Source organism: Cognatiyoonia sp. IB215446 (assembly GCF_033963825.1).
Classification (GTDB): domain Bacteria; phylum Pseudomonadota; class Alphaproteobacteria; order Rhodobacterales; family Rhodobacteraceae; genus Yoonia.
This window is the reverse complement of record NZ_JAXBMD010000001.1, coordinates 991,010-1,015,282: the sequence shown is the minus strand read 5'-3', so window position 1 is coordinate 1,015,282 and position 24,273 is coordinate 991,010. Positions and strand designations below refer to the sequence as shown.

The 24,273-nt window shown below is 55.6% G+C and carries 26 protein-coding genes and 1 tRNA gene; 15 read left to right on the top strand and 12 right to left on the bottom strand.

Annotated features, from left to right (window positions below; genetic code table 11):
- Nucleotides 1-7 precede the first annotated feature (7 nt).
- The 8 genes from hisD to SLH49_RS05105 all read left to right on the top strand — a co-directional run bounded on the left by hisD (nt 8) and on the right by SLH49_RS05105 (nt 4,698).
- Nucleotides 8-1,318 (top strand): histidinol dehydrogenase, encoded by a 1,311-nt coding sequence (hisD, locus tag SLH49_RS05140; RefSeq protein WP_320268077.1) that lies wholly within the window; start codon nt 8-10, stop codon nt 1,316-1,318.
- Complete coding sequence (locus SLH49_RS05135) at nt 1,315-1,794, top strand: UPF0262 family protein (protein WP_320268076.1); 480 nt, start codon at nt 1,315-1,317, stop codon at nt 1,792-1,794. The genes hisD and SLH49_RS05135 overlap by 4 nt, the downstream gene beginning before the upstream one ends.
- A 1-nt stretch (nt 1,795) precedes the next feature.
- On the top strand, nt 1,796-2,266 hold the full coding sequence (locus SLH49_RS05130; protein WP_320268075.1) for a low molecular weight phosphatase family protein: 471 nt from the start codon (nt 1,796-1,798) through the stop codon (nt 2,264-2,266).
- A 160-nt stretch (nt 2,267-2,426) separates the two neighbouring features.
- Nucleotides 2,427-2,645 carry a translation initiation factor IF-1 gene (infA, locus tag SLH49_RS05125; RefSeq protein ID WP_007205486.1) on the top strand — a complete coding sequence of 73 codons (219 nt, stop codon included), beginning with the start codon at nt 2,427-2,429 and terminating at the stop codon, nt 2,643-2,645.
- Nucleotides 2,646-2,705: 60 nt separating this feature from the next.
- Nucleotides 2,706-3,311, top strand: a complete 606-nt coding sequence (locus SLH49_RS05120) for a nucleoside triphosphate pyrophosphatase (RefSeq protein WP_320268074.1) — start codon at nt 2,706-2,708, stop codon at nt 3,309-3,311.
- Nucleotides 3,308-4,342: a ribonuclease E/G gene (locus SLH49_RS05115; protein WP_320268073.1), complete on the top strand. Its 1,035-nt coding sequence runs from the start codon at nt 3,308-3,310 to the stop codon at nt 4,340-4,342. Before SLH49_RS05120 ends, SLH49_RS05115 begins: the two co-directional genes overlap by 4 nt.
- On the top strand, nt 4,342-4,527 hold the full coding sequence (locus SLH49_RS05110; RefSeq protein ID WP_320268072.1) for a DNA gyrase inhibitor YacG: 186 nt from the start codon (nt 4,342-4,344) through the stop codon (nt 4,525-4,527). The genes SLH49_RS05115 and SLH49_RS05110 overlap by 1 nt, the downstream gene beginning before the upstream one ends.
- Nucleotides 4,528-4,623: 96 nt before the next feature.
- Nucleotides 4,624-4,698: transfer RNA gene (locus SLH49_RS05105), tRNA-Phe, on the top strand.
- A gap of 268 nt (nt 4,699-4,966) precedes the next feature.
- Here SLH49_RS05105 and SLH49_RS05100 read toward each other — a convergent pair.
- Complete coding sequence (locus tag SLH49_RS05100; RefSeq protein ID WP_320268071.1) at nt 4,967-6,937, bottom strand: NACHT domain-containing protein; 1,971 nt, start codon at nt 6,935-6,937, stop codon at nt 4,967-4,969.
- Between the two features lie 146 nt (nt 6,938-7,083).
- Between SLH49_RS05100 and SLH49_RS05095 the strand changes: the two genes are divergently transcribed.
- Together SLH49_RS05095 and SLH49_RS05090 are read left to right on the top strand one after the other, a co-directional pair.
- The gene (locus SLH49_RS05095) at nt 7,084-7,431 is read left to right on the top strand and encodes a DUF3768 domain-containing protein (protein WP_320268070.1); all 348 of its coding nucleotides are present in this window, start codon (nt 7,084-7,086) and stop codon (nt 7,429-7,431) included.
- Between the two features lie 372 nt (nt 7,432-7,803).
- Nucleotides 7,804-8,706, top strand: a complete 903-nt coding sequence (locus tag SLH49_RS05090) for a hypothetical protein (protein ID WP_320268069.1) — start codon at nt 7,804-7,806, stop codon at nt 8,704-8,706.
- A gap of 98 nt (nt 8,707-8,804) precedes the next feature.
- Here the strand turns inward: SLH49_RS05090 and SLH49_RS05085 are convergent, their stop codons facing one another.
- Nucleotides 8,805-9,143, bottom strand: coding sequence for a helix-turn-helix transcriptional regulator (locus tag SLH49_RS05085; RefSeq protein ID WP_320268068.1), 339 nt, complete (start codon nt 9,141-9,143; stop codon nt 8,805-8,807).
- A 126-nt stretch (nt 9,144-9,269) separates the two neighbouring features.
- Here SLH49_RS05085 and SLH49_RS05080 point away from each other — a divergent pair, with 126 nt between their 5' ends.
- From SLH49_RS05080 to SLH49_RS05060, 5 genes are all read left to right on the top strand, one after another.
- Nucleotides 9,270-9,416: a hypothetical protein gene (locus tag SLH49_RS05080; RefSeq protein WP_320268067.1), complete on the top strand. Its 147-nt coding sequence runs from the start codon at nt 9,270-9,272 to the stop codon at nt 9,414-9,416.
- On the top strand, nt 9,417-9,869 hold the full coding sequence (locus tag SLH49_RS05075; RefSeq protein ID WP_320268066.1) for a hypothetical protein: 453 nt from the start codon (nt 9,417-9,419) through the stop codon (nt 9,867-9,869). It begins immediately after the preceding gene.
- A gap of 27 nt (nt 9,870-9,896) precedes the next feature.
- A complete protein-coding gene (locus tag SLH49_RS05070; protein WP_320268065.1) occupies nt 9,897-10,721 on the top strand; it encodes a heparin lyase I family protein in 825 nt (274 codons plus the stop codon).
- 872 nt (nt 10,722-11,593) lie between these two features.
- The gene (locus SLH49_RS05065; RefSeq protein WP_320268064.1) at nt 11,594-13,279 is read left to right on the top strand and encodes a hypothetical protein; all 1,686 of its coding nucleotides are present in this window, start codon (nt 11,594-11,596) and stop codon (nt 13,277-13,279) included.
- On the top strand, nt 13,276-13,641 hold the full coding sequence (locus tag SLH49_RS05060; protein ID WP_320268063.1) for a hypothetical protein: 366 nt from the start codon (nt 13,276-13,278) through the stop codon (nt 13,639-13,641). The genes SLH49_RS05065 and SLH49_RS05060 overlap by 4 nt, the downstream gene beginning before the upstream one ends.
- 33 nt (nt 13,642-13,674) lie before the next feature.
- Here the strand turns inward: SLH49_RS05060 and SLH49_RS05055 are convergent, their stop codons facing one another.
- The 10 genes from SLH49_RS05055 to SLH49_RS05010 all read right to left on the bottom strand — a co-directional run bounded on the left by SLH49_RS05055 (nt 13,675) and on the right by SLH49_RS05010 (nt 24,194).
- Nucleotides 13,675-14,580: an endonuclease/exonuclease/phosphatase family protein gene (locus tag SLH49_RS05055; protein WP_320268062.1), complete on the bottom strand. Its 906-nt coding sequence runs from the start codon at nt 14,578-14,580 to the stop codon at nt 13,675-13,677.
- 582 nt (nt 14,581-15,162) lie between these two features.
- Nucleotides 15,163-15,615 carry a carbon monoxide dehydrogenase subunit G gene (locus SLH49_RS05050; RefSeq protein ID WP_320268061.1) on the bottom strand — a complete coding sequence of 151 codons (453 nt, stop codon included), beginning with the start codon at nt 15,613-15,615 and terminating at the stop codon, nt 15,163-15,165.
- A 17-nt stretch (nt 15,616-15,632) separates the two neighbouring features.
- Nucleotides 15,633-16,331 (bottom strand): nucleotidyltransferase family protein, encoded by a 699-nt coding sequence (locus SLH49_RS05045; RefSeq protein ID WP_320268060.1) that lies wholly within the window; start codon nt 16,329-16,331, stop codon nt 15,633-15,635.
- Nucleotides 16,324-17,106: an XdhC family protein gene (locus SLH49_RS05040; protein ID WP_320268059.1), complete on the bottom strand. Its 783-nt coding sequence runs from the start codon at nt 17,104-17,106 to the stop codon at nt 16,324-16,326. The genes SLH49_RS05045 and SLH49_RS05040 overlap by 8 nt, the downstream gene beginning before the upstream one ends.
- On the bottom strand, nt 17,103-18,284 hold the full coding sequence (locus tag SLH49_RS05035) for a vWA domain-containing protein (RefSeq protein ID WP_320268058.1): 1,182 nt from the start codon (nt 18,282-18,284) through the stop codon (nt 17,103-17,105). Before SLH49_RS05035 ends, SLH49_RS05040 begins: the two co-directional genes overlap by 4 nt.
- Entirely contained in the window at nt 18,281-19,156 is an 876-nt protein-coding gene (locus SLH49_RS05030; protein WP_320268057.1) for a MoxR family ATPase, read from the bottom strand. The genes SLH49_RS05035 and SLH49_RS05030 overlap by 4 nt, the downstream gene beginning before the upstream one ends.
- A gap of 59 nt (nt 19,157-19,215) precedes the next feature.
- Nucleotides 19,216-21,645 (bottom strand): aerobic carbon-monoxide dehydrogenase large subunit, encoded by a 2,430-nt coding sequence (locus SLH49_RS05025; protein ID WP_320268056.1) that lies wholly within the window; start codon nt 21,643-21,645, stop codon nt 19,216-19,218.
- Nucleotides 21,642-22,136 carry a (2Fe-2S)-binding protein gene (locus SLH49_RS05020; protein ID WP_320268055.1) on the bottom strand — a complete coding sequence of 165 codons (495 nt, stop codon included), beginning with the start codon at nt 22,134-22,136 and terminating at the stop codon, nt 21,642-21,644. Before SLH49_RS05020 ends, SLH49_RS05025 begins: the two co-directional genes overlap by 4 nt.
- A gap of 11 nt (nt 22,137-22,147) precedes the next feature.
- Nucleotides 22,148-23,002, bottom strand: coding sequence for a xanthine dehydrogenase family protein subunit M (locus tag SLH49_RS05015; RefSeq protein WP_320268054.1), 855 nt, complete (start codon nt 23,000-23,002; stop codon nt 22,148-22,150).
- Between the two features lie 112 nt (nt 23,003-23,114).
- Entirely contained in the window at nt 23,115-24,194 is a 1,080-nt protein-coding gene (locus tag SLH49_RS05010; RefSeq protein WP_320268053.1) for an MHYT domain-containing protein, read from the bottom strand.
- Nucleotides 24,195-24,273 lie beyond the last annotated feature (79 nt).

The window sequence follows — 24,273 nt, the reverse complement described above, 5'->3', positions numbered from 1 at the left end:
GATCCCGATGCCGCAATTCCTGTCCACGACCGATCCGGATTTCGAGGCCCGATTCACGGCGCTGCTCGGTGCAAAGCGCGAGGATAGCCCTGATGTCGATCATATCGTGGCCGAGATTATCGCAGATGTGCGCACCCGCGGCGATGCGGCGGTGCTGGAGTTGACAGCCAGGTTCGACCGGCTTGATCTGACGCCCGAGACCATGAGGTTTTCCCGGTCCGAGATTGATGCAGAATGCGCCGAGGTCTCCGATGAGGATCGCACCGCGCTGGAACTCGCCGCCACACGCATCCGGGAATACCACGCGCGCCAGATGCCCGACGATGCGATGTGGACGGATGAGACGGGTGCCGAACTGGGCTGGCGCTGGACGCCCGTTTCAGCCGCAGGCCTTTACGTGCCCGGCGGGCTCGCCTCTTACCCTTCTTCAGTGCTGATGAATGCGATCCCTGCCAAGGTGGCGGGTGTGGGGCGTTTAGCCATTGTCGTGCCGACGCCTGATGGCGAAACGAACCCGCTGGTCCTGCTTGCCGCACGGATTGCAGGTGTTGACGAAATCTATCGCATCGGTGGGGCGCAGGCAGTGGCGGCTCTGGCTTATGGCACTCAAACCATCGCGCCAGTGGACAAGATTACAGGCCCTGGCAACGCGTTTGTCGCTGCGGCCAAACGCCGGGTCTTTGGCAAGGTTGGGATCGACATGATCGCCGGGCCGTCTGAGATTCTGGTCGTTGCCGATCAGGACAATGATCCTGATTGGATCGCATTGGACCTCTTGAGCCAGGCGGAACATGACGAAAGCGCGCAATCCATCCTGATCACCGATGACGCCACATTCGGGCAAGCCGTCGCAGGGGCTGTTGAAAGGCGCCTCGAAACGCTCGAAAGACGCGAGATTGCTGGTGCCAGCTGGCGCGATTTTGGCGCTGTGATCACGGTGCAATCAATGGATGAGGCGGTTGCTCTCTCAGACCGGATCGCGCCCGAACATCTTGAGTTGTGCACGCGCGATGCGGAAGCGCTTGCCGGCCAGATCACCCATGCTGGCGCAATCTTCATTGGGGGTTGGACACCTGAGGCCATCGGCGACTACATTGGAGGTCCGAACCATGTCTTGCCAACGGCCAGATCGGCCCGTTTTTCGAGTGGGCTATCCGTGATGGACTTTCTGAAAAGAACAACGCTGTCACGCATGACGCCAGAGGCACTGGCCGCAATTGGCCCCGCAGCAGAACGGCTCGCGCAATCTGAAAGCCTAGAGGCGCATGGATTGTCCGTGCGCGCGCGCATTGATCGATTGAACCGGGGCGGCGCATGACAAAAATCGTCCATATCGAAATCGATGACCGCAATCTGCCACCCCCAACACCTGAGATCGATCAGGAGCGCAGGGTGGCGGTGTTTGATCTGTTGGAAGACAACAGCTTTACAATGCCCGCGCGTGACGGGCGCGATATCCCGCCAGGCCCCTACCGGCTCGGCCTTTCGATCAAAGAGCGGCGTCTGGTCTTTGACATCCGGCTGGAAGATGATGCGCCCGCGACCGAGTTTCACCTGTCCCTGGGACCGTTTCGACAGGTTGTGAAAGATTACTTTCAGATCTGCGAAAGCTATTTCGACGCGGTCAAGACGCTGCCTCCCAGTCAGATAGAGACGATCGATATGGCAAGACGCGGTATCCACAATGAAGGTGCGCGCGTGCTGCAAGAGCGGTTGGAAGGGAAGGCCGAGGTCGATATCGACACCGCCCGCCGACTTTTTACGCTGATCTGCGTGTTGCATTTCGGGGGCTGATATGGCGGATGGCGGAAAATATCAGACGCTTCCGCAATCAGTCCTTTTTTGTTGTGATCACAACGCCGTCCGGTCCCCCATGGCCGAAGGGATCATGAAAAAGCTTTATGGAACAGAGTGTTACATCCAGTCCGTCGGCGTCAAAAACGATCTGGAGATAGACGGTTTCGCCATCGCCGTCTGTGCCGAGATTGGGGTGGAACTGTCGCGTCACCGCTCCCGCTCATTCGACGAGATGGAGGAATGGGGCGACGATCTTTCGTCGTTCGATCTCGTTCTTGCCCTGTCCCCCGCCAGCCAGCGCCGTGCGCTGGACCTCACGCAATTCTACCATATCGATGTCGAGTACTGGCCGATCCTTGACCCAACCGGGCTTGGTGACGCGCGTGAGGCACGCTTGACCGCTTACCGCGAGGCGCGCGATCAGATCATAAAGCGCCTGACCGATCGGTTCGGCCCCGCAAAGACCTAAGCAGCGTGGCATTTTCGCACTAGGCGCGGAGAACCTATCAAAGACGCCAGATCGTCACGTCGAATTGCACCGGAAATCCGCCTTTGCCCTTGATATTCTTGGCGTACAGGCTCATTTAAGCGGCGCGTAAAGGATTGCGCGGATAAATGTAGGAGACCACATGGCCAAGGAAGAACTGCTCGAATTCCCAGGTGTCGTGAAAGAACTTCTGCCAAACGCGACGTTTCGGGTCGAGCTGGAAAACGGCCATGAGATCATCGCGCATACGGCAGGCAAAATGCGCAAGAACCGCATCCGCGTTCTGGCAGGCGACAAGGTGCAAGTCGAAATGACGCCTTACGATCTGACAAAAGGGCGTATCAATTATCGCTTCAAATAGGCCGTACGCCGTTGCACAACGGCGTGTGGCGCGGTTGGCTGAGCGCGCGCATTGATTGATATGACGACGCTACGACCTGACCACACTCTCAGGCTTATCCTCGGTTCCAGTTCTCCTAGACGACGAGAGCTGTTGGCCCAATTGGGCATCACACCCGCCGAGATACGCCCACCCGATATTGATGAGGACGTGCGCAAAGGCGAATTACCGCGCGATTACGTTAACCGCATCGCCGCGGAAAAGGCCGCCGCTGTCCCCATTTCAGTGGGTGAGGTTGCCCTTTGCGCCGATACAACCGTCGCGCTTGGTCGCAGGATCGTGGGAAAACCTGCCGATACTGATGAGGCACGCGCATTCCTGCATGCCTTGTCCGGACGTCGTCACAAGGTCATTACCGCCGTCGCCGTCAAGCGCGATGGGCAGATCTGGCAAAAGGATGTGCAAAGCACCGTGGCGCTGAAAAGGCTCAGCAAGGAAGAGATTAATGCTTATCTCGCTTCCGGCGACTGGCAGGGCAAAGCAGGCGGCTACGCCATCCAGGGACCCGCCGGCGCGTTCGTGCCATGGATCAACGGATCCTACACCGGAATCGTCGGCTTGCCGCTAACCGAAACGGCGGGCCTGCTGACCGCTGCAGGTTATCCGGCATATGGGAGAGAGAGATGAAAGGACGCACGATCATCCTCGATCATATTCACGGTCTTGAGGCGGCAGCGCTCTTGGTCGATGGCAAACTTGATGACCTGTTGATCGATCATCAAGACAACCCGCGTCCCGGCACGATCTACCGGGGCATCTGTGACCGTCCGATCAAGGGTCAGGGCGGCATGATGATGCGTCTACCTGACGGCGCCACGGGCTTTCTGCGGCAAGGTAAAGGGTTGCGACCGGGCCAGACCCTACTTCTTCAGGTGACGGGCTATGCGGAAGACGGCAAGGCCGTTCCGGTAACCGACCGCATCTTGTTCAAAAGCCGTTTTGCGATCATCACCCCGGGCAAACCGGGAATCAACGTCTCACGCCAGATCACCGACGATGACAAACGTGACACACTGCGTGCCGTGGCGCATGAGACATATGAGGGCGATCACGGTCTGATCCTGCGCTCATCCTGCGAAACGGGCGATGAGGCCGAGATCGCCGATGACATTACCGCGATGGCCAGCCTCGCCGAGGCTGTTCTGGCAGAAGCTGAGGGCAGTGCGCCAGAAACACTCTCCGAAGGCGACGGGCCGCATTTACTGGCCTGGCGGGAATGGCACGGCACGTCTGACATTGTCACGCAACCCGGCGGTTTCGAAAACCGGGGCGTGCTGGACCAATTGGCGGAACTGAAACACACCAAGGTCAGCCTTGGCGACGGCTTTATGTTTGTCGAACCCACCCGCGCACTCGTCGCCATTGATGTGAACACCGGGGGCGACGTGTCCCCTGCTGCCGCACTCAAGGCCAATCTGGCCGCCGCACGCGCCTTGCCCCGCGCGTTACGATTGCGGGGTTTGGCAGGACAGGTCGTCGTCGATTTCGTGTCGATCTCCAAGGCACATCGCAGGCAGGTGGAACAATCCCTGCGCGCTGCCTTCAAGGCGGACCCGATTGAAACTTCGCTAGTCGGATGGAGCCCGATGGGCCTCTTTGAGCTGCAGCGCAAACGCGAGCGCCTATCCTTGCCAGCCAGCCTGTTTAAGGACCTCTGATGCCCTGCCCTATTTGCAAGAGATCATCTGAAAAGGCCTTTCGACCCTTCTGCTCAAAGCGGTGCGCAGATGTCGATCTGGCCAAGTGGTTTAACGGCAGCTACGCCATCCCGCCGCAGGACCAAAGCGATGTTGACCTGCCTGAAGACCAGTTGCCAGAGGACGCCAGAGACAAACCGCACTAGGCTGGCAGTTTCACCCAACTTCCCTCTAGACACCCCCGCAGACCAAGTCTAAAAGCCTGCTACCCGACCGGGGGTATGAATACCAACGGTCCCCGTGCCCGGGTAGCTCAGGGGTAGAGCAGTGGATTGAAAATCCTCGTGTCGGTGGTTCGATTCCGCCCCCGGGCACCATTTTAGTCAAGCATAAACAATAACTTGCTTGATTTCTGCGATGCAGCGGCAATTACTGAAACCCGCAAATTACCCTATCACAGTGTTAGCACAGTTTGAAAAATGCCTGTTAGCACAGTGCGTTATGAGCGCCGCGCCGTGCACCTAGCACAGTTCTAGCACAGCAGCCTAGCAACGCTCCTTGCCGTGCTTATGGTGTTTTGGACGCAGTGCTCCCCATACTAAGCTTCTGATTTAGAATATAAATATTTGTATTTTGATGTTTGTTTCATTGTTCTCGCGCCAATGCTTGATAGTATGCTGTTGGCAACGGGATTGACGTATAAGGTGTGCCATACTTTCGCTTTGCAGCGGTGGATTCAATGACTGTGATAGTACTTGACGGGGACAAACGCGGATTTACCGAGTAAAGACCCTTAAGTGACTTTGAAACTTCGGTTGGGTCGAAAAAATTCGTTAGAGCAGAGCAGTCAAGAACAGAGCTTTCTTGTATGGTGTCTAGCTTACCACCGTAAATGTTCGCCAGGTCGGCTTTCATCCTTTTGCGCGCAGGCATTGTGCCGCGACAAAAGTCTAGGCTTTGCAGAAGAAGGACGCTGAGAAACGCCAGCTCTTTGTTCTCGAAGTCTGGTTTCTCTGCTGCTACACGGCTTAGGAAGGCGCGGTAATACTCGGCAGGAAGCTTTGCAGTCCAAAAACAGTCAGTTACTAGGCATGAGAGGTAAGCAGCAGATTCTGAAGACAAGGCAGTTGCAACAGCAATTTCTGCCGCTAAACCTTGGAGCACCGTCGGGTCCTCGGGTGGCCGCGTTTGTTTAATCATGTGCTCAGCTGCCAAGTACTCTTGCAGTGACTTATGAGCAAATTCGTACTGATCTGCGCCGATCTTGTTAAAGAGGCCAGTGTGGCTCTCTAACTCTAGTGAAACTGTCTCCACTTCCTCGGGCGGAAGACCAAATTTGCGATGGATCGCACGATAGGCACGCTGTAAGTCGTCGTTGGACATTACATAACGTCTCACGACGACTGAAAAATAATACGCGAGATTGGCCAAAAAATCATACTTTTGGTCCGTGTCAAACTCAGCGTAGGCCGTCTCTCTTCTGATATCCCTTTGAGCATCCCACTCCTCTATATGGAGCCTTACGGTCCGCTTATAGACTGACTTTGGTTTGTCAGGGATTCTGCCCGTCCTTTCATATAGGGCACATAAATGCGCCAAAGAGAGGGGCTTCATAGCGGTGTCGTAAAAGGGGCTGTTTTCTATGTCGGCAATGAAACTGAGGGACTTGCTCTCGTCATCGATCCATTTTCGCGAAAAGTCTGTGACCTGCTGCCAAGTCAGAGGCGCAATTTCAAATTCAAGGAAGTCGGGGAATGGATATTCCAGCTCACCTGTCCTACAAGTGACTATGACCTTAGCTTCAGGTACATTCTTTGAGAGCCATCGTATTTCGTCGACAATCGCATCGCGCGCTCTTAAGTTCCCAACCTCATCTAAACCATCAAGGAAAATGATTGGTCTTAGCGGACGTAAGAATTCAGCGAATGCCTCTCGCTTTGCACGTAGGATTGCACCTCCGAAGGTGCGCGCAATATCTTCTGCCTTGTTATCTGGGAACTTAACGGCCAATTCAAAGTTCAGATCTTCGGAAATGCGCCTCATAAGCAAGTCAGGCGCGTTGTCACGAGCCCTAATATCCCTCAAACGAACAACGAGTGGGAATAGGCTTTGCCTTATTAAATTCTTCTCACCGATGTGAAAAAGATGGACCAGTCTGCGTAAGCTTGTGGTTTTTCCCGCTCCCGGGACACCAAATATGATCACGTTTCCGGTCTCGCATAGAAGTCGTTCTTCGAGTTTAAACCGATTCGATCGCTCAGAGTTATCAACGTGGCGTGACATTGGAACTAGAAGTGTGTCTAGCCCGATATAAATATCGCCTAGCGCACGAGATCGTGCCATGTCCTTGAACTTAACACGTTCGGACCACGACTTCGAAAACTCAGTATGACGGATTATTGCTGCTAGGACATTGTCTTCGTCTATCCGCGTTTCAACGGTAAAAGGTCTCTCAAAGAGCATCTTTGTAAGCTCTCTTTTCGCTTCCTTGGCCAAAGCAGCTTGAGATATCTTTTGGTCTCTTTCCTCATTCAGGCGATCGATCTCGCTTGTTAATAGGTTTGAGGCAGCGTCCTTTGCTACGGAAAGAGCTGCCTCCAACAATTTGTTCAACATATCTAAGCACTCATTTTCTCAAAGCATCGCAACCTAAAGGTTGCCGGTCAATGCTCTTGCAGTAAGACGACAAGCTTCACTGTTCAGTAGATTGCCCCCACGCATCGCCATAATTGACTTGGGACCCCACAGTTCGAAGGTCCCCGATGGTTATACCGACGATCCGACGGATAGCCCATCTGAACGATGCTTTTCGCAGCGGCGATCCCAGCGTGCCAGGACAACGGTTTGTCACTGCTGGGGTGGTTCATCTGTTGAACCAGTTGGATATCCCCGTGGAAACGCTGATCCAAAGGGTTGCCCAGTTTGATGATTTCACTGACGACACCGACCCACACGCTGAGCATGACTTTGGCGCGTTTGAGTTCCACAGCGAGAAAATCTTTTGGAAAATTGACGCGTATGACCAAGACTACAGCATGGGTTCCGACGATCCCACGGACCTAAGCAGGACCAAACGCGTGTTGACCATCATGCTGGCTGAGGAATGGTGATCTGACCCCGTAAGAACTCATAGAAACTTTCGTCAAGAAAGTTGTGGTCGGGCTTTTTCCTAAGAAATCATCTGTGTGGGTGGTGGAAAAAACCTGATTTAATCAAGTACATTGGTGTTTCTAGGGCACTGGTAGGTGTTCCATTGGAGACTGGTTGCCGAGGTTTCCTCGGTCCTCTGGATGGCTAAGCTGCATGTCTTGAACGATAAACTCGAAACTGCAAAGGCAAACACTCAGCTTCCTGATTTTAAGTAGGCTCCTTTGTGGTTCTAGCCTTTCGGAGGACTGTTCGGGTCCAGACGGGTTCGGCTCTTATTGAAAATTTGCGAGAAATTCATACCTCCAATACGATTGGATGTGATGGAGGCTGTCGTGGTTATAGATATTATTGGTCTTGGTGACGCGCTCGCATTGCTAACAATTTTGGGAGCTGCGATTGGTTTCTTTGTGTCGATGCACAAAGATCGCCAGCGTAGACTTCGCGAGTACGCGACAACTGTTCGAGAAGCGGCTGCGCTTGTGACAGCAAAAACAGAACGGCTGGCGCGATCATACGTGCATATGTTTGACAGCGTACAAGAACTGTTTGTGGATGCTGACGCAGCACTGGTTTCAGGCAAAGAAGCTGAAGCCGTCAGGGATCAACTGTGGCGCTCTCTTGTGGGTCAATACGCGGAACTGAAGGATAATATCCACAAGGAAGAGGTTGAAGTATCCTACGTGGGCCTATCGGGATACAACGCAGACGTCCGCGAACTTTTCGTAAAAACTAACAATTATATCACACGCTTGGGAGAAGCTAAGTTCCAAGAGCTGCTTTATGCCACTCAGAAAGTAGTTCTCCGAGAGGCGGGGCAGTCGAAGAGAAAGATCAACTCGGCAGAGGTGGGCAACGAGCTTAGAAGCGTTAGCTCTAGCATTGAGTTGGACCTGATAGAACGGCTGAACAGCTGCTTGGGTGAGTTTCGGGTGCAGATGCTACGGATTCAACAGGCGGACGACAAATCGATTTTTCAACGCTCTATTCAGCTTACAGTGCCTAGCTTTGCACGCCAGGAGAGCGATGGACTTGTACCAAAATCTCTTGGCACGTTCGCAGAAGGCCATGCCGACATTTGTGACGTTTCGTGTTCGTATTGCTTTGTTCCAGAAGCGAAATTTCGAACGGATGACCCTGAAAAAATAAAACCAATGCCTTGTGCAAACATTTTTGATGCTGGAACTTCCTCGGAATCGAAGAACGATACTCGAGATGTAACTCGCAACATTGGCTGATGGGTTTTGGGTTGCCACCACTTACCACATTCGGTAGCAACCCTTGCGCGATGGCGCACCGCAATAGCACCGATGATGCTCCGTCTTGTTGGTTTATCCTAGCTGTCTTCCTGCAGCACCTGACCCACCCTGAGCAGTAGGTTCAGCTGCCGATCATCCATCTGGGCAATCATGGTGTTCAGCTGGACGAGCAGTCGTTGACGGGCATCGGAAAGTTCGGCTTCATCAACATCAAAAAACTCCCGCATGGGCAGCCCCAGCACGTTGGCGATATCATAAAGCGTGGAAAAGTTGGGCGCAGTTTTCCCGCGCTCGATGTTGGAAATCGTCTCGAACGCCTTGTCTATGGCTTCTGCCAGCTGAGCCTGGGTGAGGCCTTTTTGTTGCCGTGTTGCTTTCACGCGCAACCCGATGTTTTGCTTCAACTGCTTGCTCATAACGCGATGTATAAAGCCGTGTAAAGCTCTTGCCCATGTAATGGAGTTTCGCTTATTGCTGCGAAAGTCGGCTCTTAGAGCCGGTTATCGAATTCAAATCCGTCTTTGAACACCAAGGAGCAGCAGATGAAAACCTATGAAGCCCGTATCCGAACAGCTGATGGCAACTTTACCACGACAACCATTGATGCGCGGGACATGCTCCACGCCAAACAGCTGCTGGAGGCCCAGTTTGGCGCAGGCAAAGTCGCCATCGTTGGTGAAATCCGCTGAATGGCCATCGTCGTTGGCCTTGTTGTTGCGCTGATCCTGCTGCTGGCTTTCAATCTGCTGGGAGCGGGTCTGCGCAATCCACGTTGGTTGTTCGTTGGGGCCGTTCTGATCTTTGCATTGTACAAATTTGGCGCTGATCAACTTGCTGAGGACAGCGCGGATGTGCTGGTTGTCGCTCAATATTCGGATCACTGCGAAAACCGCCATGTGCGGGTGACAATCCATAATGGTGGTGACACTGCCATCACCAACTTGCGGTTCGCAATCACTGGCTTCCAACCCAATCATTCCGAACCTGTGGCCACACGGTACGAGACGACGGATCGCATCATTGGGGCGAACCAAGTGTGGAGCCATTGTTGGCGGGTTCTTCAACTCGACAACGTGGATGCGTCCTTGCACCCATCCCTACGCTGGGAAGCCGAAATCAGAGGCATCACGTTGGCGGAGTGACCGGCCAACCAAGTAGGAAAATCAAAAATGAAATGCCTTTTGCTGATCACAGCGATGATCCTGGGTTCCGTTGGCACACTTGCCGCACAAGAACGCCATGGTACGTTCACCTACAACAGTATGGAAAGCGGCCCGAACCGCGCATTTTTCGAAAAACAGCGTAACCTACCAAACAGTTACAGCAGGATTTCAACTGATCCCTTTTCGGGTGAAGCCAGTGGCCCAGTCCATCAATTTCAAATCCGCACCGGCGAATGTGGCAACCAACGGGATCGCGGGGATTGCTCCTACAACGCCATGCGCTCAGAGCTTTCCGAGAATAACCACAGAGGTACTCGCTTTGGACGCATCCAACCACGGCAAGCTTGGTATGAGTTCGACATTGGCTTTCCCGATGGATTTCCTTTCGGGCCAAGACAGACCCGCAGCTACTACCTTCTCGGCCAATGGCACAACGGTGAGTGCCCGCATCTGAACTTTGGGATTTGGGGCGGCAGGCAGTCCCATGTGCTGCACTTGCGGACCAACCAGATCATTCCTGGCCACAGGCATGGTGATTGCCAACCAGCGGACCTGATCCCAGTGATTGACCTGAGAGAAATCGAGGGCCGTTGGGCGCATTTTGTGGTGTTCATCAAATGGAGCACTGGCGACGACGGCGAAGTCCGCGTTTTTGTGGATGGTGACCAGCGGGTCCAATACAACGGGCGCACATTGGTGCCCGAATACACTGGGCGGAACCACTTTGATTTTGGTATCTACTTGGCCCATGCGGACAGCTTGAACCGAGTGAGACCGGCGACGCTGTATTATCGCGATATCCGCCGGTCGCGTCGTCAGCCACCAATTTAATGTGCACAGCTGGTAAGAACGCCAAGAAATTTTCGTGACGAAAGTTTTGGTTGGTTTTTTCTGAAGAAAATCATCCGTGTTGGCTTAGCACAGCCGGTCGCTGGTGCCCGATTTTGGAATAACAACACATTGATTTCGTTGAGCTATAGATGTGAAATTCAAGTTCGTTGGTGCAACATGCCGTCATGGCCGCTGGAACTGGGCTCAATGATTTTGCCGGTCCCACTGGGCTTTATAGCTTTCAGTTTGTTGGGTTTGACCTGCTGGAGCGAAGCTCATCCCAAAAGACTGATAGGTGAAACCACAAATCCATGGAACCGTGCCGACGGCGCAAGCCGGAGGTGTTGGTGACTTGGATTTGGTAAACAGCCGCGTAAGCGGGTGTTGCCCGGTGGGGCTTATTCATTAGTTTGCAGCCAGCGGAGACATCTGCGCTGACGCCACAGATGTGATCCAAACCTGCGCTGTTTGCTGCAGTCATCGCTGACGCTCTTCTGCCAAACAGCTGGGTTTGGCTTTTGAGCTCTTGCTTCGCGTGTTTGGCTTTAAATTCCACTCAAAAGGCGTAAAAAAACTACTTTATATATAAGCATTAAAGTTGCACCTGCGGTGCGAACATTCGACCAGCTTGACGGCCAGTTGCACCTCAGATTCTGCGGAACCACCGCTTAAAAGTCAAAATTCACCGCGTCACCAGCATAAATAGTTGTGAGCCGAAAGCTCGTTCCGATTGTTGGTCCAAGAACAATCTCGATGTGTCAAAGGGGCAATCCTGCGGGGTTGCCCCGAACCATTCCACGCAAATTAAATGTGTCGATCCAATCCCTTGGCTTTCCATAAATAGCTTTGACATTCGAGATTGGAAAACAACGATGAACCACCCAAAATCAATTTATACCGTCAATGCCTTCGCGGGCAGCGGTAAGACGTACCGAGCCCTGCGTTGGTCGCTCACAGAAGCGATGATCCATCAACGCAAAACCGTGATGGTGTTCAAATCAACCAAGTTGATCGATCAGGCCCATGCAGATGCTGTGGCTTTCGCAGCCGAGAATAACTGGCCGCTGCCCATAACTGCGATCCATTCGGACCTGCTGCATGTGAGGCGCTCCAAAATATCCGTTGACACGCTGATCCAGCAGCATCTTGAAGATGCACAAGCGGATCGCGGTGAGCTGCTGATGATCACGGAAGTGGCCTTCTTGCAGCTATTGCATTGGCCCAAACGGTATCAGTGGACCTGCATTTGCGATGAAATCCCGCAGGTCGATCCAACAATCAAAAATAACCTGCCAGTGAACCATCATCTGCTGACCCAACATATGAGTTTTGTTCCAGACGGTGACAAATACTGCAGGGTGGAAATCGCCACGGGTAGCAAAACCGCGTTGACGGCGATTGCCGAGAACCCAAGCCGAGACGATGTCAACACAGTGTTGGCTCCCTACGCACAGCGTTTGATCCACCCCAATTACGACAGCTGGGTATTGAATGATCAGCTGCAGAGGTTGCTGAACCAACAAGGTGATCCAAAGTCGCGGCAGCTGGAACTGTTTTCCCTGCTGTCACCATCTGTGTTCGGCACAGGCGCTCAGCGTGAGGCTAATGGTGCAGTGATCGTCGATGCCTTCGATGATGTGATCATCATGGGCGCTGGCTTTGACATCTCCCTGTTGTCACATATTTGGCGTGGCCTTGGTGTCGAGTTCCAACCCCATGTGGAGCTCACCAAGGGTCTTCGATATTCCCAGCATACCTGCGGGCATCGCCTTGCCATCAAGTACGTGTTTGAGACCGACTGGTCCAAAAACTTTGCAGGTGCCACAAGCAAGTTCAACGGTGTCGATACGCCAAACCTTGATGTGCTCCAGCAGGCTTGCATCCAAGTGTTTGGCGACGACGAATTTGCTTTTCTTGCGAACAAAGACAGTGCGGAAGACGCCAAACGCTGTTTTGGGCCCCAAGCTGAGCAGCTGGATAATGCGCCATGGGGGCTCAATGACTACCAACACCTCCATAATGTGGCGATCCTATCCGCTTTGAATCCAACACCGGCGCATCTTGGGTTTCTCGATCACCTTTGCAAAGAGCCTCAACAAGTCAGAGACGCCTTGTTCCACGCCAATGTGTACCAAGCTGTCATGCGCAGCAGCTTGCGAAATCTGGAGGCAACGGAACCCGTTTGTGCTGTGGTGCCTGATAGCACTGTGGCCAAAGCCTTGGCCGGTTACTTCCCTGGTAGCCGCATTGACAAGATGCAACTGGACCTTGTTGAAACACCAGCCAAACGCGTTGGTGCACCCACCAAAGCCGAGAAAAAGCCCAACAATCAGAGTTCCAGTGAAAGCAAGAAGCACAAGCGGTGGATGGACAAGCAGATCAAACAGGTGAAGCTGGGAAAGCCTGTGGATCAGGTCAAACTCCGCGAAGTTGAGCGTGCTTGTAGACCGACCAATCCTACGCTGATCAAACTCAAGCAAGCGATTGCTGCTCAAGCAAATGCAGCGCCATTGTCTGCTGCTCCCATAAATAGCAGCAGCAAAAGGACAAGCCCATGAGATACAACGAATATGCTGGTGATCACATTCTGCGGGATGCGTTTCACCTTTACCGCCGCAACAACATCACCAAATCCCAAACCGCGTTTTCCAGACGCATCCTCGGGATGAAACCCTCATACTATTCCTGCATGTTGACGCGAAACCGACAACCATCCCGTCGTGTGTTGGAAACGCTGCTGAGCGTCACCAAAACCATCATGGGAACTTTCCTTGGGAACCCGCATTTTCGCCAGCCTTACGCAGCCAATCTGAACCGCGCATATGATCAGCTTGAGCAGTTGGTTGAGCGCATCAACGTGGAGCTGAACTTTGTGGACGTGATGACAGAGTTGGAAACTGAATCCGAAGTTGTTGCTTGATCTGCCTATCTTCGGCGCGATGCGCAATCTCCCTCACAGGTCAATTTCGATCTCAACAGAAGCATGGTCAGACAGTGTCTCAGTCCAAACTTTACGATCATTGTCTGTAGCAAGATCGTTCCAGCCGCGTACACGAACCTTTTTACCGCCACCAAGATCGGCCAATGGCGTGACATCACTGGCGATCACATGGTCCAAGTCAGTGTTGAACTCCACTGTGCCATTGGAGAAGTATTGAAGGAAAGTCGTTGGATGCGATTTTTCATAGAGCGTCATGTCACCACGGGCCATAAACCTTGCCAGGCCTGTAATTTCTTCATCGCTTGTTATTGCATCTTCTCCGGGAAGCGCGTCGCGACCCATGGTATTAAGATCGCCCATAACGACGAATTTTGCGGTTCCGCCTTCGATGTCATTCAAAGCACGACGGAGCTTAGAAATTTTGCCGAACATCTCACGCCGGTTTTCGTAGTCGCGGTTGCCTCGACCACTGTCCGTGTGCAGGAAGAGAAAATTCAGAAAGCTGCCAGCATGTTTCACGCTAAGCAAAGCGCCAGGCCGCTGTCCATCGCTACCAGCTTTGAACTCCCGGCGTTGTGTGTACAAAGCTTGCTCAAAGAAGCCACGTTTCCAGCCTGCCATTAGTTCAATTGCTTGAATTCCGTCAGTTATACCGAAATCAAAGTCACTTAGTTCTTCCATCATGAGATTCCTGATGGCGCGCTTGCTGCCGATCTCTGAAAAACCCACGATATGGGGATCAAAAGCACGAATGTGCTCGGCAGCCGCGCGTGTCCTGTCGGCATTGTCGCCGCGAAAGTTCTCGATATTCCAGAATAGAGCTCGAATTCCCATAAAACCGTCTCCCACCAATGATGTTGTCGAAAAATGCTGGTCCAGGTTATCCACTTTGTCAGATTTCTCAACCTTAGCCTGCATCGGGCCGCGATTTGGGTGCAGCGAACTTTAAGGTGGTCAAAATTTTCTATCCTTCCTTTGTGCTAAACCATTCATCCCCTGATCTGTAAAAAACCAACAAACCATTCGCTCTCTGATCCAGGTGGCATTAACTGGTCCCGGCATGTTCCACATAAGAAGGCCCATGCCATGCGACATCTGTCCAAACTCTCCCTCACAGTCACCTCTCAAAAACAGCCGGTTTCACCTGTGGCCAAGAAACGGCTCAACCTCCTGCGCAAGGCCTTGAGAGGAATCTCATGGCGAGTTCAATACATTCTTCAAACCTCGCCGCGGAGGCGGGAGTTGCGCCATCAGTAGCTTCTCACGGTTCATGTTGATCTCAAGACGCATCTTTTGCCGTTGCAAGGCGCGGAGGAATAAGATGAGTCGAGGGTGCCAAAGCGCACCTCCCATGTATCGCGCAGCATAGCCATCACTAACTCAAAGTACTCACAGGTCACCGGGGTTACGTGTCTCGAATGGGTTGAGCTGAGCCATCCCCTTGCTCTTTGGAAAGTCCTCTCACGCCATTCGAGCCAGTTCGGCGGTTATGCAATTTGCTCACGCTGAGACGTTCTCATCAACGACTTCGGCAAAAGACTTGAAGAACTTGGCGGCCAGCTTTTTTGCCGTGCTCTGGATCAATCGGCTCCCAAGCTGCGCGAGCTTGCCGCCAATCTCGGCCTTCGCCTCATAGCGCAGTATGGTCTGATCCCCGTCCGCCGTCAGGGTAACGTCGGCGGCGCCCTTGGCGTGTCCCGCAGCGCCGCCATTGCCCTGACCAGAAAGTGAGAATGCATCCGGCGCACCAGTCTGATCGAGCACAACGTTGCCGCTGAACCGCGCCTTTACGGGCCCCACTTTCAGGACAACCTTGGCCTCAAGTTCGGTATCCGAGTGCTTAATCAGCTCTTCACAGCCCGGAATGCACTGCTGAAGCACTTCCGGGTCGTTCAGCGCCTCATAAACCCGATCTTGCGGGGCGTTGATGACGATTTCGTCGTTCAGTTCCATGTGTCTGGTATCCTTCGTTAGCAACAGGGAAATCGAATGTTGTCGGCCTGTTCAGGCGTCATCTTCAGCTTGTGGAGAAGGCGTCTCAGCCATAGGTGAGTGCGGGTCATAGAACGGCCTCTTTGCCTTGTTCGAACAGCCTCGCGAAGTCTTCGGGCGTATCCGACGTCAGCATAAAACCCGCGTGCGTCGAGTTCGGCGGCTTGCACGTGTTCGGGATGGTCGCGGGTAAAACGCATGCATCCCGGACGCGCGGGGTTTTCGGTAAGCCTGTGGCGCAGAGCGCGGGGCACGATGATCGGGTTGCCCCGTTGTCCGGCGTGGACGGGGATGGTGATTTTCTTGCTGTCACCAGCCCTTTGCGCGGCGATCAGTTTTGTAAGGTCATACGGAGTGAGAAGCGGCTGGTCTCCCAGCCCGACCGCCAGGAGTTCAGCCTCTGGTGCATGCTTGAGCCCCGTTGCAACGGAACCGGGCTGACCGCCGGCAAACGCTGCGTTGTGGGCGAAGTGCACTGGCAGGTCGTTGAGCACGGTGCGCACCTGTTCGGCCTCGAACCCGGTGACAACGGTGAGGGGTCCGTCGAGCACGCTCAAGTAAGCCCGCGCAACTCGACGCACCAAAGGCTCGCCCTCGACATCAAGAAGCAGCTTGTTCTGGGGGCCCATGCGGCTGGACAGGCCAGCGGCCAGGAGGATGGCGGCGATGCTATGCATCTAATGGCACCAGGTCTTTGCGGCGAACGCGAACAAGTTGGGCAAGGATCGACAGCGCGATTTCCTCAGGTGTGACAGCGCCGAGGTCTAACCCCGCTGGCGCGTCGACGGCCTCCGTCAAGGCTGGGTCGACACCATCCTGATGGAGCCTTTCTGCCAAGGTCGCGAACTTGCGCGCACTTCCGACAAAGGCCGTGTAGGTCGGCGAATGCGCCAACGCCGCCTTCAGAGCAGCGAGATCGCCCTGCCCTTGGGTCGCGACGACGACGTATTTGTGGCGCGCTGGATTGCCTTCGTCAGGCAACGACGAAGACACGGACCAATGAAACTGCGGGGCGAAAGCACTCAGAGCCTGTGCAACCGGTGATCCGCCCAAAATCACAAGTTCCGGCATTGGCACACAAGGCTCGATGAAGATGTCGACTGTGCCCCGTGAAGGGCAGCCGTTGCGGGCGAATTTTGTGCCGTCGACAGTTTCCCCGGGAGCAACGCCCTTTTCTTCGAGCAGGTCTTCCGGGGCCACCGAGATGAGTTGCGGCGCGCCACTTTGCAGTGCCTCAAGTGCCGCGCGTTTGACTGCCCCGCGCGTGCAGCCACCGCCGAGCCAGCCGTGCAGGATGGTTCCATCCGCAGCGAGCAGTGCCTTGGCGCCCGGCTTTGCGGCAGTTGCGCCAGCGGTACGGACAATCGTGGCGAAGGCGAAGGGCTCTTGTCGGGATCGCAGCTCTTGCGCGGCTTCTGCCAAATCCGCGTCGAGGATTTCGACCGGGCTCATATCGCCACCAGCTCCGGTTCCAACGAGGCGAGATCGTCCAGCGTGTTGGCCGCCTTGAAGAGATCGAGGTGCGGCAGAGCCGCTGCCATGCCACCCGCGACGGGTGTGTAATCTTTCCAGCCTTTCAACGGGTTGAGCCAGATAATTTTGCAGCCGCGTTTTCTGAGCTTGGCGAGAGCATTAGAAATGTGCTCCGCCGGTTCAGTATCGCAGCCGTCCGAGAGGATAAGCACGACGCTGCGCCCATCGACGAAGCGCTTGGCATAGGTGTCGGCAAACCGTTGCAGGGACGGCCCGATCTTGGACCCGCCGCCAAACCCATCGGCCATCAGTGACATCCGACCGATGGCCCGCATCGCATCCTTATCGCGCAGGGCGTCTGTGATCCGTACAAGGCGCGTATGAAAGAGATAGGCATCCGCATTCTTGTCCGCCCGCATGAGGCCTGCAAGGAACGCAAGAAAGACCTGTGCATAAACGCTCATCGAGCCGGATACGTCGCAAAGCGCGACGATCTTCCGTTCCCGGTCGGGCCGGTGCTTGCGCAACAGACTTAACGGTTCACCTCCAGTTGAAAGGCTGCGTCGAATCGTTTTGCGAAAGTGCAGCCGGTCGCCTTTGCTGGCCGCAATGCGGCGGTGGGAGCGGCGGTCGCGCAGAGCGGCGCCGATGCGGCGGGCTACCGCCTCGGCCTCGGCGATCTCGTCCGCCCGCACCAAATCGCGCAGATCGCGCCGGCTCAGGTTGCGTTGCTCTGTCGCGATGAGCTTGCCTGTGCCGTCGCTGTCCGCCTCGCCATCGCCGGTGTCGGGCGCGGTGGACGTACCGCTGGCGTTGGCGTCTTCGCCGGTGCCGTCGCGCGAGCTATGGACGTCGTCATGCAGTGTCGCTTGGGTCTTGGGCACGATGCGCTGTTTTACCCGCCCGGCATCCATCCAGAAGCTGTCAAAGAGCGCATCGAACCGTTCCGCGTCTTCCTTGCACCCGGTGCAGATCGCGCGCAGCACGCGGCGGCATTCATCGGGTTTGGCGGCGTTGACGTGGGTCAAGGCGCTGAGGCTCAGGTCCGCTTCGGCCACGCCCAGACGCAGGCCATTCTCGCGAAGGTGCGCGATGAACCCGACCAATCGCGCCGCAGGCCCAGGATCGCGAGCGGCAAAGCGGGTGACGCGGCTCATGCAGCTTTCCCCGCGATACGGGCAGCAACTTCGGCGGTGATCTGGGCCTGATCGCTCTGTGTCTTGATAAGTGTCGTTAGCGTAGAATGCAGAACGGCTGGGTCGTCCGTAAGATCTGCGATGCCTAGCCCGATAAGAGCGGCAGCGAAGTCGAGCATCTCGGCGATGCCGGGTGTCTTTTCGAGTTCCTCTTCGCGTAGCTTCTGGACAAAACCGATGATCTGATCAGCCAGACGCGCCTCAACCTCCGGGCAGCGGGCCCTCAAAATCGCAAGCTCTGTCGTGCGATCTGGATATTCGACAAAGGTGTAAAGGCAGCGGCGACGGAGCGCGTCGGAGAGGTCGCGGGTGCCATTGGATGTCAGAATGACAATGGGTTTGGAGGTTGCCGCAATCGTGCCAAGTTCTGGTACGGAGACCTGATAGTCGGACAGCACTTCCAAAAGATAGGCCTCAAACTCTTCATCTGCCCGGTCGATCTCGTCGATCAGGAGGACCGGGGGGGTCTCTTGGGTGATGGCCGCGAGGAGAGGACGCTCAAGGAGGAAATCACGCGAAAAGATGCGATCTTCCACTGATTTTCCAGTCTCCCCATCCTCAGCCGCCGACCGGATGGTGAGAAGCTGGCGTTGGTAGTTCCATTCGTAAATCGCCTGTGAGGCGTCTAGCCCCTCGTAACATTGAAGCCGGATCAGCTTCGTTTTCTGCGCCATGCTCAGAGTCCGGGCGACCTCTGTCTTTCCGACACCTGCTGCGCCTTCGAGCAGCAAAGGCCGCTCCAAAGTGAGCGCGAGGTGCAAGGCGACGGCGAGGTCGTCAGATGCAATATAGCCGTGCGCCGCCAACGCTGATTGAAGGGTCTTCCAGGTCATTGAGGTCTCCGGTGCCAAGGCGCGCACGGCAAAAGTGCGCGCGCCTCAAAGATTGCGTCTTAGCCGTGTAGGCCCAACTCATTGGCGGTCTTCCAGATTCGCCAGTGATCGTGCGGCATGTTGGTGTGCCGCAGGCCGAAGGCCCGGAAGGCATCCTGCACCGCGTTCGAGAAGCATGGCACGCCGCCTACATGCGGGCTTTCGCCCACGCCCTTCGCACCGATGGGATGATGCGGTGATGGCGTCACGGTGTAGTCGGTCTCGTAATTTGGCACTTCCCAGGCCGTCGGCAGGAAAAAGTCCATTAACGTTCCGGTCTTGACGTTGCCCATCTCATCGTAAGCAATCTCTTGCCCCAGCGCGACAGCGAGTGCTTCGGTGAGGCCACCATGCACTTGGCCTTCGATGACCATCGGGTTGATCCGGGTGCCGCAGTCGTCCAGCGCATAAAAGCGGCGGATGTTGGTCACGCCGGTGTCCACGTCGATGTCCATCACACAGACATAGGCGCCGAACGGATAGGTCATGTTGGGCGGATCGTAGTAGCTAACCGCTTCCAAACCCGGTTCAATGCCCGGGATGGCTTGGTTGTAAGCGGCGAAAGCGATTTCCTTCATGGTCTTGAACCGCTCCGGCGCACCCTTGACCACGAACCGGTCTACATCGAACTCAACGTCATCGTCATGCACTTCCAGAAGGTAGGCGGCGATCATCTGCGCCTTGGCACGGATTTTTCGCCCGGCCATGGCGGTGGCTGCCCCGGCAACTGGGGTCGAGCGCGAGCCATAGGTGCCGAGACCGTAAGGCGCCGTGTCGGTATCACCCTCTTCGATCGTGATCGAGTCAGCGGGCAAGCCGATCTCGGACGCGAGGATCTGTGCAAATGTCGTCGCATGCCCCTGCCCTTGCGAGACTGTGCCCAGCCGCGCGATTGCAGACCCCGTCGGATGGATTCGGATTTCACAGCTGTCGAACATGCCAAGGCCGAGAATGTCGCAGTTCTTGACCGGTCCCGCTCCGACGATCTCGGTGAAGAAGCTGAGACCGATGCCCATGAGTGATCGTGTCTTGCCTGCCTTGAAGTCTTCGACCCGTTGCGCCTGTTCTGCACGTAGCGCATCGTAGTCAACGGTCTTCAGAGCCTTATCCCAAGCGGTGTGATAGTCACCTGAGTCGTACTCCCAGCCCAGCGCAGCTGTGTAGGGGAATTGTTCCTTCTTGATGAAGTTGATCCGGCGCAGCTCTGCGGCATCCATGTTCAACTCAATCGCGAGAACTTCGATCATCCGCTCAATGAAGTACACAGCCTCGGTGACGCGGAACGAACAGCGATAGCTGACCCCGCCCGGCGCTTTGTTGGTGTAGACGCCATCGACCTCAAGAAAGGCGGTCGGAATGTCGTATGAGCCCGTGCAGATGTTCATGAATCCGGCAGGGAACTTGGTGGGGTCCGCACAGGCGTCGAACCCGCCATGATCGGCTGTGACGTGACAGTGAAGGCCAGTGATCTTTCCTTCTTTCGTCGCACTGATCCGGCCTTTCATCCAATAGTCACGGGCGAAGGCCGTCGTCATCAGATTATCCATCCGATCTTCGATCCACTTGACCGGTTTGCCAGTAACGATGGAGGCCACGGCCGAGCAGATATAGCCCGGATATGCCCCCACCTTGTTGCCAAATCCGCCGCCAATATCAGGCGAGATTATGCGGATGTTATGTTCCTCAATGCCGGTGATCAGGCTGACCACAGTGCGGATTGCGTGGGGCGCCTGGAAGGTGCCCCAAACGGTCAACTTTCCATTAACCTTGTCCATCGACGCCACGCAGCCGCAGGTTTCCAGCGGGCACGGGTGTGTGCGGTGGTAGTACATTGTTTCTTCGGCCACGACCTCGGCATTGTCGATGGTCTCAAACGTCGGCTCCTTTTCACCGGCTTCCCATGTGAAGATGTGATTGGGATGCTTCCGCGGCCCATGCGCACCATCGACGGCCTTGCCAGCCTCATCGACCGTATCCTCGCGCAACACGACGTCGGATTCCAACGCCTTGAACGGGTCGACGAGAACCTCAAGCTCTTCGTATTCGACCTCAACCGCCTCTATCCCATCCGCTGCTGCATAGCGGTCTTCGGCAACGACAAAGGCAACTTCTTGCCCTTGGAAAAGTACCTTGCCATCAGCCAAAACCATCTGTTTGTCACCGGCGAGTGTTGGCATCCAGTGCAGACCCAACGGCTCAAGATCCTTCGCAGTCAAGACCGCCAGAACACCCGGTACTTCCAAAGCCGCCGCAGTATCGATGTTTTTGATCCGGGCGTGGGCGTAGGGGGAGCGCACGAAGTCGCCAAAGATCATCCCATCAAGCTTGATGTCATCGACATAGTTGCCCTTGCCTTGGGTAAAGCGCGCGTCCTCCACCCGCTTGCGCGAGCAGCCCATGCCTTTGAGGTTTTCAATCCGCTCCTCGCGGCTTGTTACTTCGTCCTTCATTCTGCCGCCTCCTTGGCTGCATTCATCTCAGCCGCAGCGGCCTGAATGGATTTCACAATGTTCTGGTACCCGGTGCAGCGGCAGATGTTGCCCGCCATCCCAAAGCGGATTTCTTCTTCGGTGGGGTTCGGGTTTTCTTCCAGCAGCTTGGCAGCGCGGGTAATCATCCCCGGTGTGCAATAGCCGCACTGAAGTCCATGATGCTCCTTAAAGGCGTTTTGGAGTGGATGCAGGTCATCCGGCCCGCCGATGCCTTCGATCGTGGTAATGTCCTTACCGTCGGCCTGCGCGACGAACATCGTGCAGGCCTTGACCGACTTGCCGTCGATGGTGACCGTGCAGGCCCCGCAGTGGGAGGTCTCGCAGCCGATGTGCGGGCCGGTGATGTTGAGGCGCTCACGAAGGGTGTAGATGAGTAGTTCGCGTGGCTCTGCGAGGAATTCCTCCTCCTTGCCGTTCACTGTGATCGAGTAGTGCTGTTTCTTAGACATGTTTTCCTCCCTCACGCCCGCGACCACGCGCGCTCAACAGCGCGGCGCAGGATCACGCCCGCGACATGTTTTTTGAAGGCGATGGGGCCGCGATTGTCCTCGGTGGGGTCAATGTCGCCCAGTATTGCGCCCGCAGCGGCGGAGAGCGCCGCATCATCAACGGTCGTCCCCACAAGCGCAGCGCCAGCCGTCTCGGAGAAGACTGGCGTATCGCTCAGGTTTGTCATCGCGATGGATGCGGCGGCGCAAGTGCCCCCGTCTTTGACGATCTGGACCGCCGCCGCTGCTGTCGCATAATCGCCGATCTTGCGCTTCTGCTTTTCGTAGGCGTAGCCGCCCTTTGGCGTCGGGATCGTGACAGCGGTTAGGACTTCCTCATCCTCGCGGGCCGTCATGTAAGCCGCCTCGTAGAACTCCCGCGCCGGGATCTCCCGGGTGCCGTCGGGGCCAACTACGGTGAAGGTTGCATCAAGGCACTGCATGAGCCCAGGCATGTCGTTGCCCGGATCACCGTTGGCCACGTTGCCTCCAACAGTGCCCATGTAGCGCACCTGCGGGTCAGCGATCTGAAGCGCGGCTTCGCGCAGAATGGGCGCTGCCGTCGCAAGTGCGTCGTGGTCGATAATGTCGTGCTGAGTGACCATCGCACCGATGCGAATGCTGGCGGCCCCGATCTCAATATCAGACATACCGCCGACGTCCTGAAGGTCGATCAGGTGCGGAACATCAGCCATCCGCAGCTTCATCATTGGGATCAGGCTATGACCGCCCGCCATGACGCGAGCATCGTCGCCATGTTCCTCCAGGATCGACAGAACTCCTGCCATGTCCTTGGGTCGGTAATACTCAAACGCCGCTGGTATCATCGGCTCTCCTCCCTAAAAGCGATTCAACTTGCTGGAGGAAAGAAGTGCATAGGCCCACATGCCGAGGCTTCAGGAAATCAATGAAAAACAGGAATTTTGCACGAAATGCGCCTTAGAGCGCACGAGCTGCGCCCACCTGCGCCGCGAGCGCATCCTGTATAGCCTTCAGTTTTGAGCGGCTGACCGGCGCGGGCGGCAAATCGGCGCTGTCAAAAAGGCAACGCCCTTTGTCTTTGCTCCTTTCAAACCGCGCGACGCGCAACGGATTGACCAGATAACTTCGATGGGTCTGAAGGAAACCGAACGGCAACAGACGCTTGGTCGCCTCGGTGACCGACCAGACACAAAACAGTCGCTCATCCTCGGTATATACCTGAGTGTAGTGACCGTCCGCACGGACAAAGACGATGTCCTCCGCAGCCACAAACACCTTCCCGCCATCACGCTCGCACGGGATTTGCAGCTTCGGCTGACGCGGCGCGATCTCTGGCTCTGGCTCCTTGTCAGGCTCCCCGACTTGAATACGCTCAAGATAGGTGACGCTGACCCAGAGGCAGGCGCCGAAGATAATGAAGCTGAACATAATCACGCCCAGCGCCAAGGTTTCATTGCTCATGCTCGGGCCAAACTCGGTCGCGCCGGGCACTGCTACGAAACGTGTGCCCGACATTGCGAGGAAATGAACGGAGCAGACTGCAGCAGCGAAACACAGCGTTCCAAGGAGGATATTGCGGTTCGTTCGATGTCCATAGGCCACCCAGATGGCAAGAATGCACAGGGCGACGGCGACAATCGACGAAATGACGATTCCGATTGGGGAATATGTCGCACGACACAACTCCAGCCCTGCCATGCCGATGTAATGCATCACCAAGATGCCCATGCCGACAACGCCGCCGGCAATGGTGATCACCACTGGTGTCCTTTCGGTGAAGTGAAGCAGGATCAGCGCCCCGCCAACGATAAGAACGGCGGTCAGCGCAGAAACCAGGGTGATCGCCGCATCATAGTAGAAAAGGATCGGCAGTTGCAGGCCGAGCATCGCGATGAAATGCATCGACCATATCCCACCCCCAAGCGCGATAGATGCCAGCGCAACGGAAACCTTCTTCTCGAACGCGGGCTTCTTCGACAGATCACGCGTGAGCGACAGACCAGTGAAACCCGCCACAACGGCGACGACACAAGCCATTGCAACCAGAAAAGAACTGTGTGTGAAGTCTATAGTCTCCATATGTGCAAAATGCCTAACGATCATGCGTTTTGCAAAC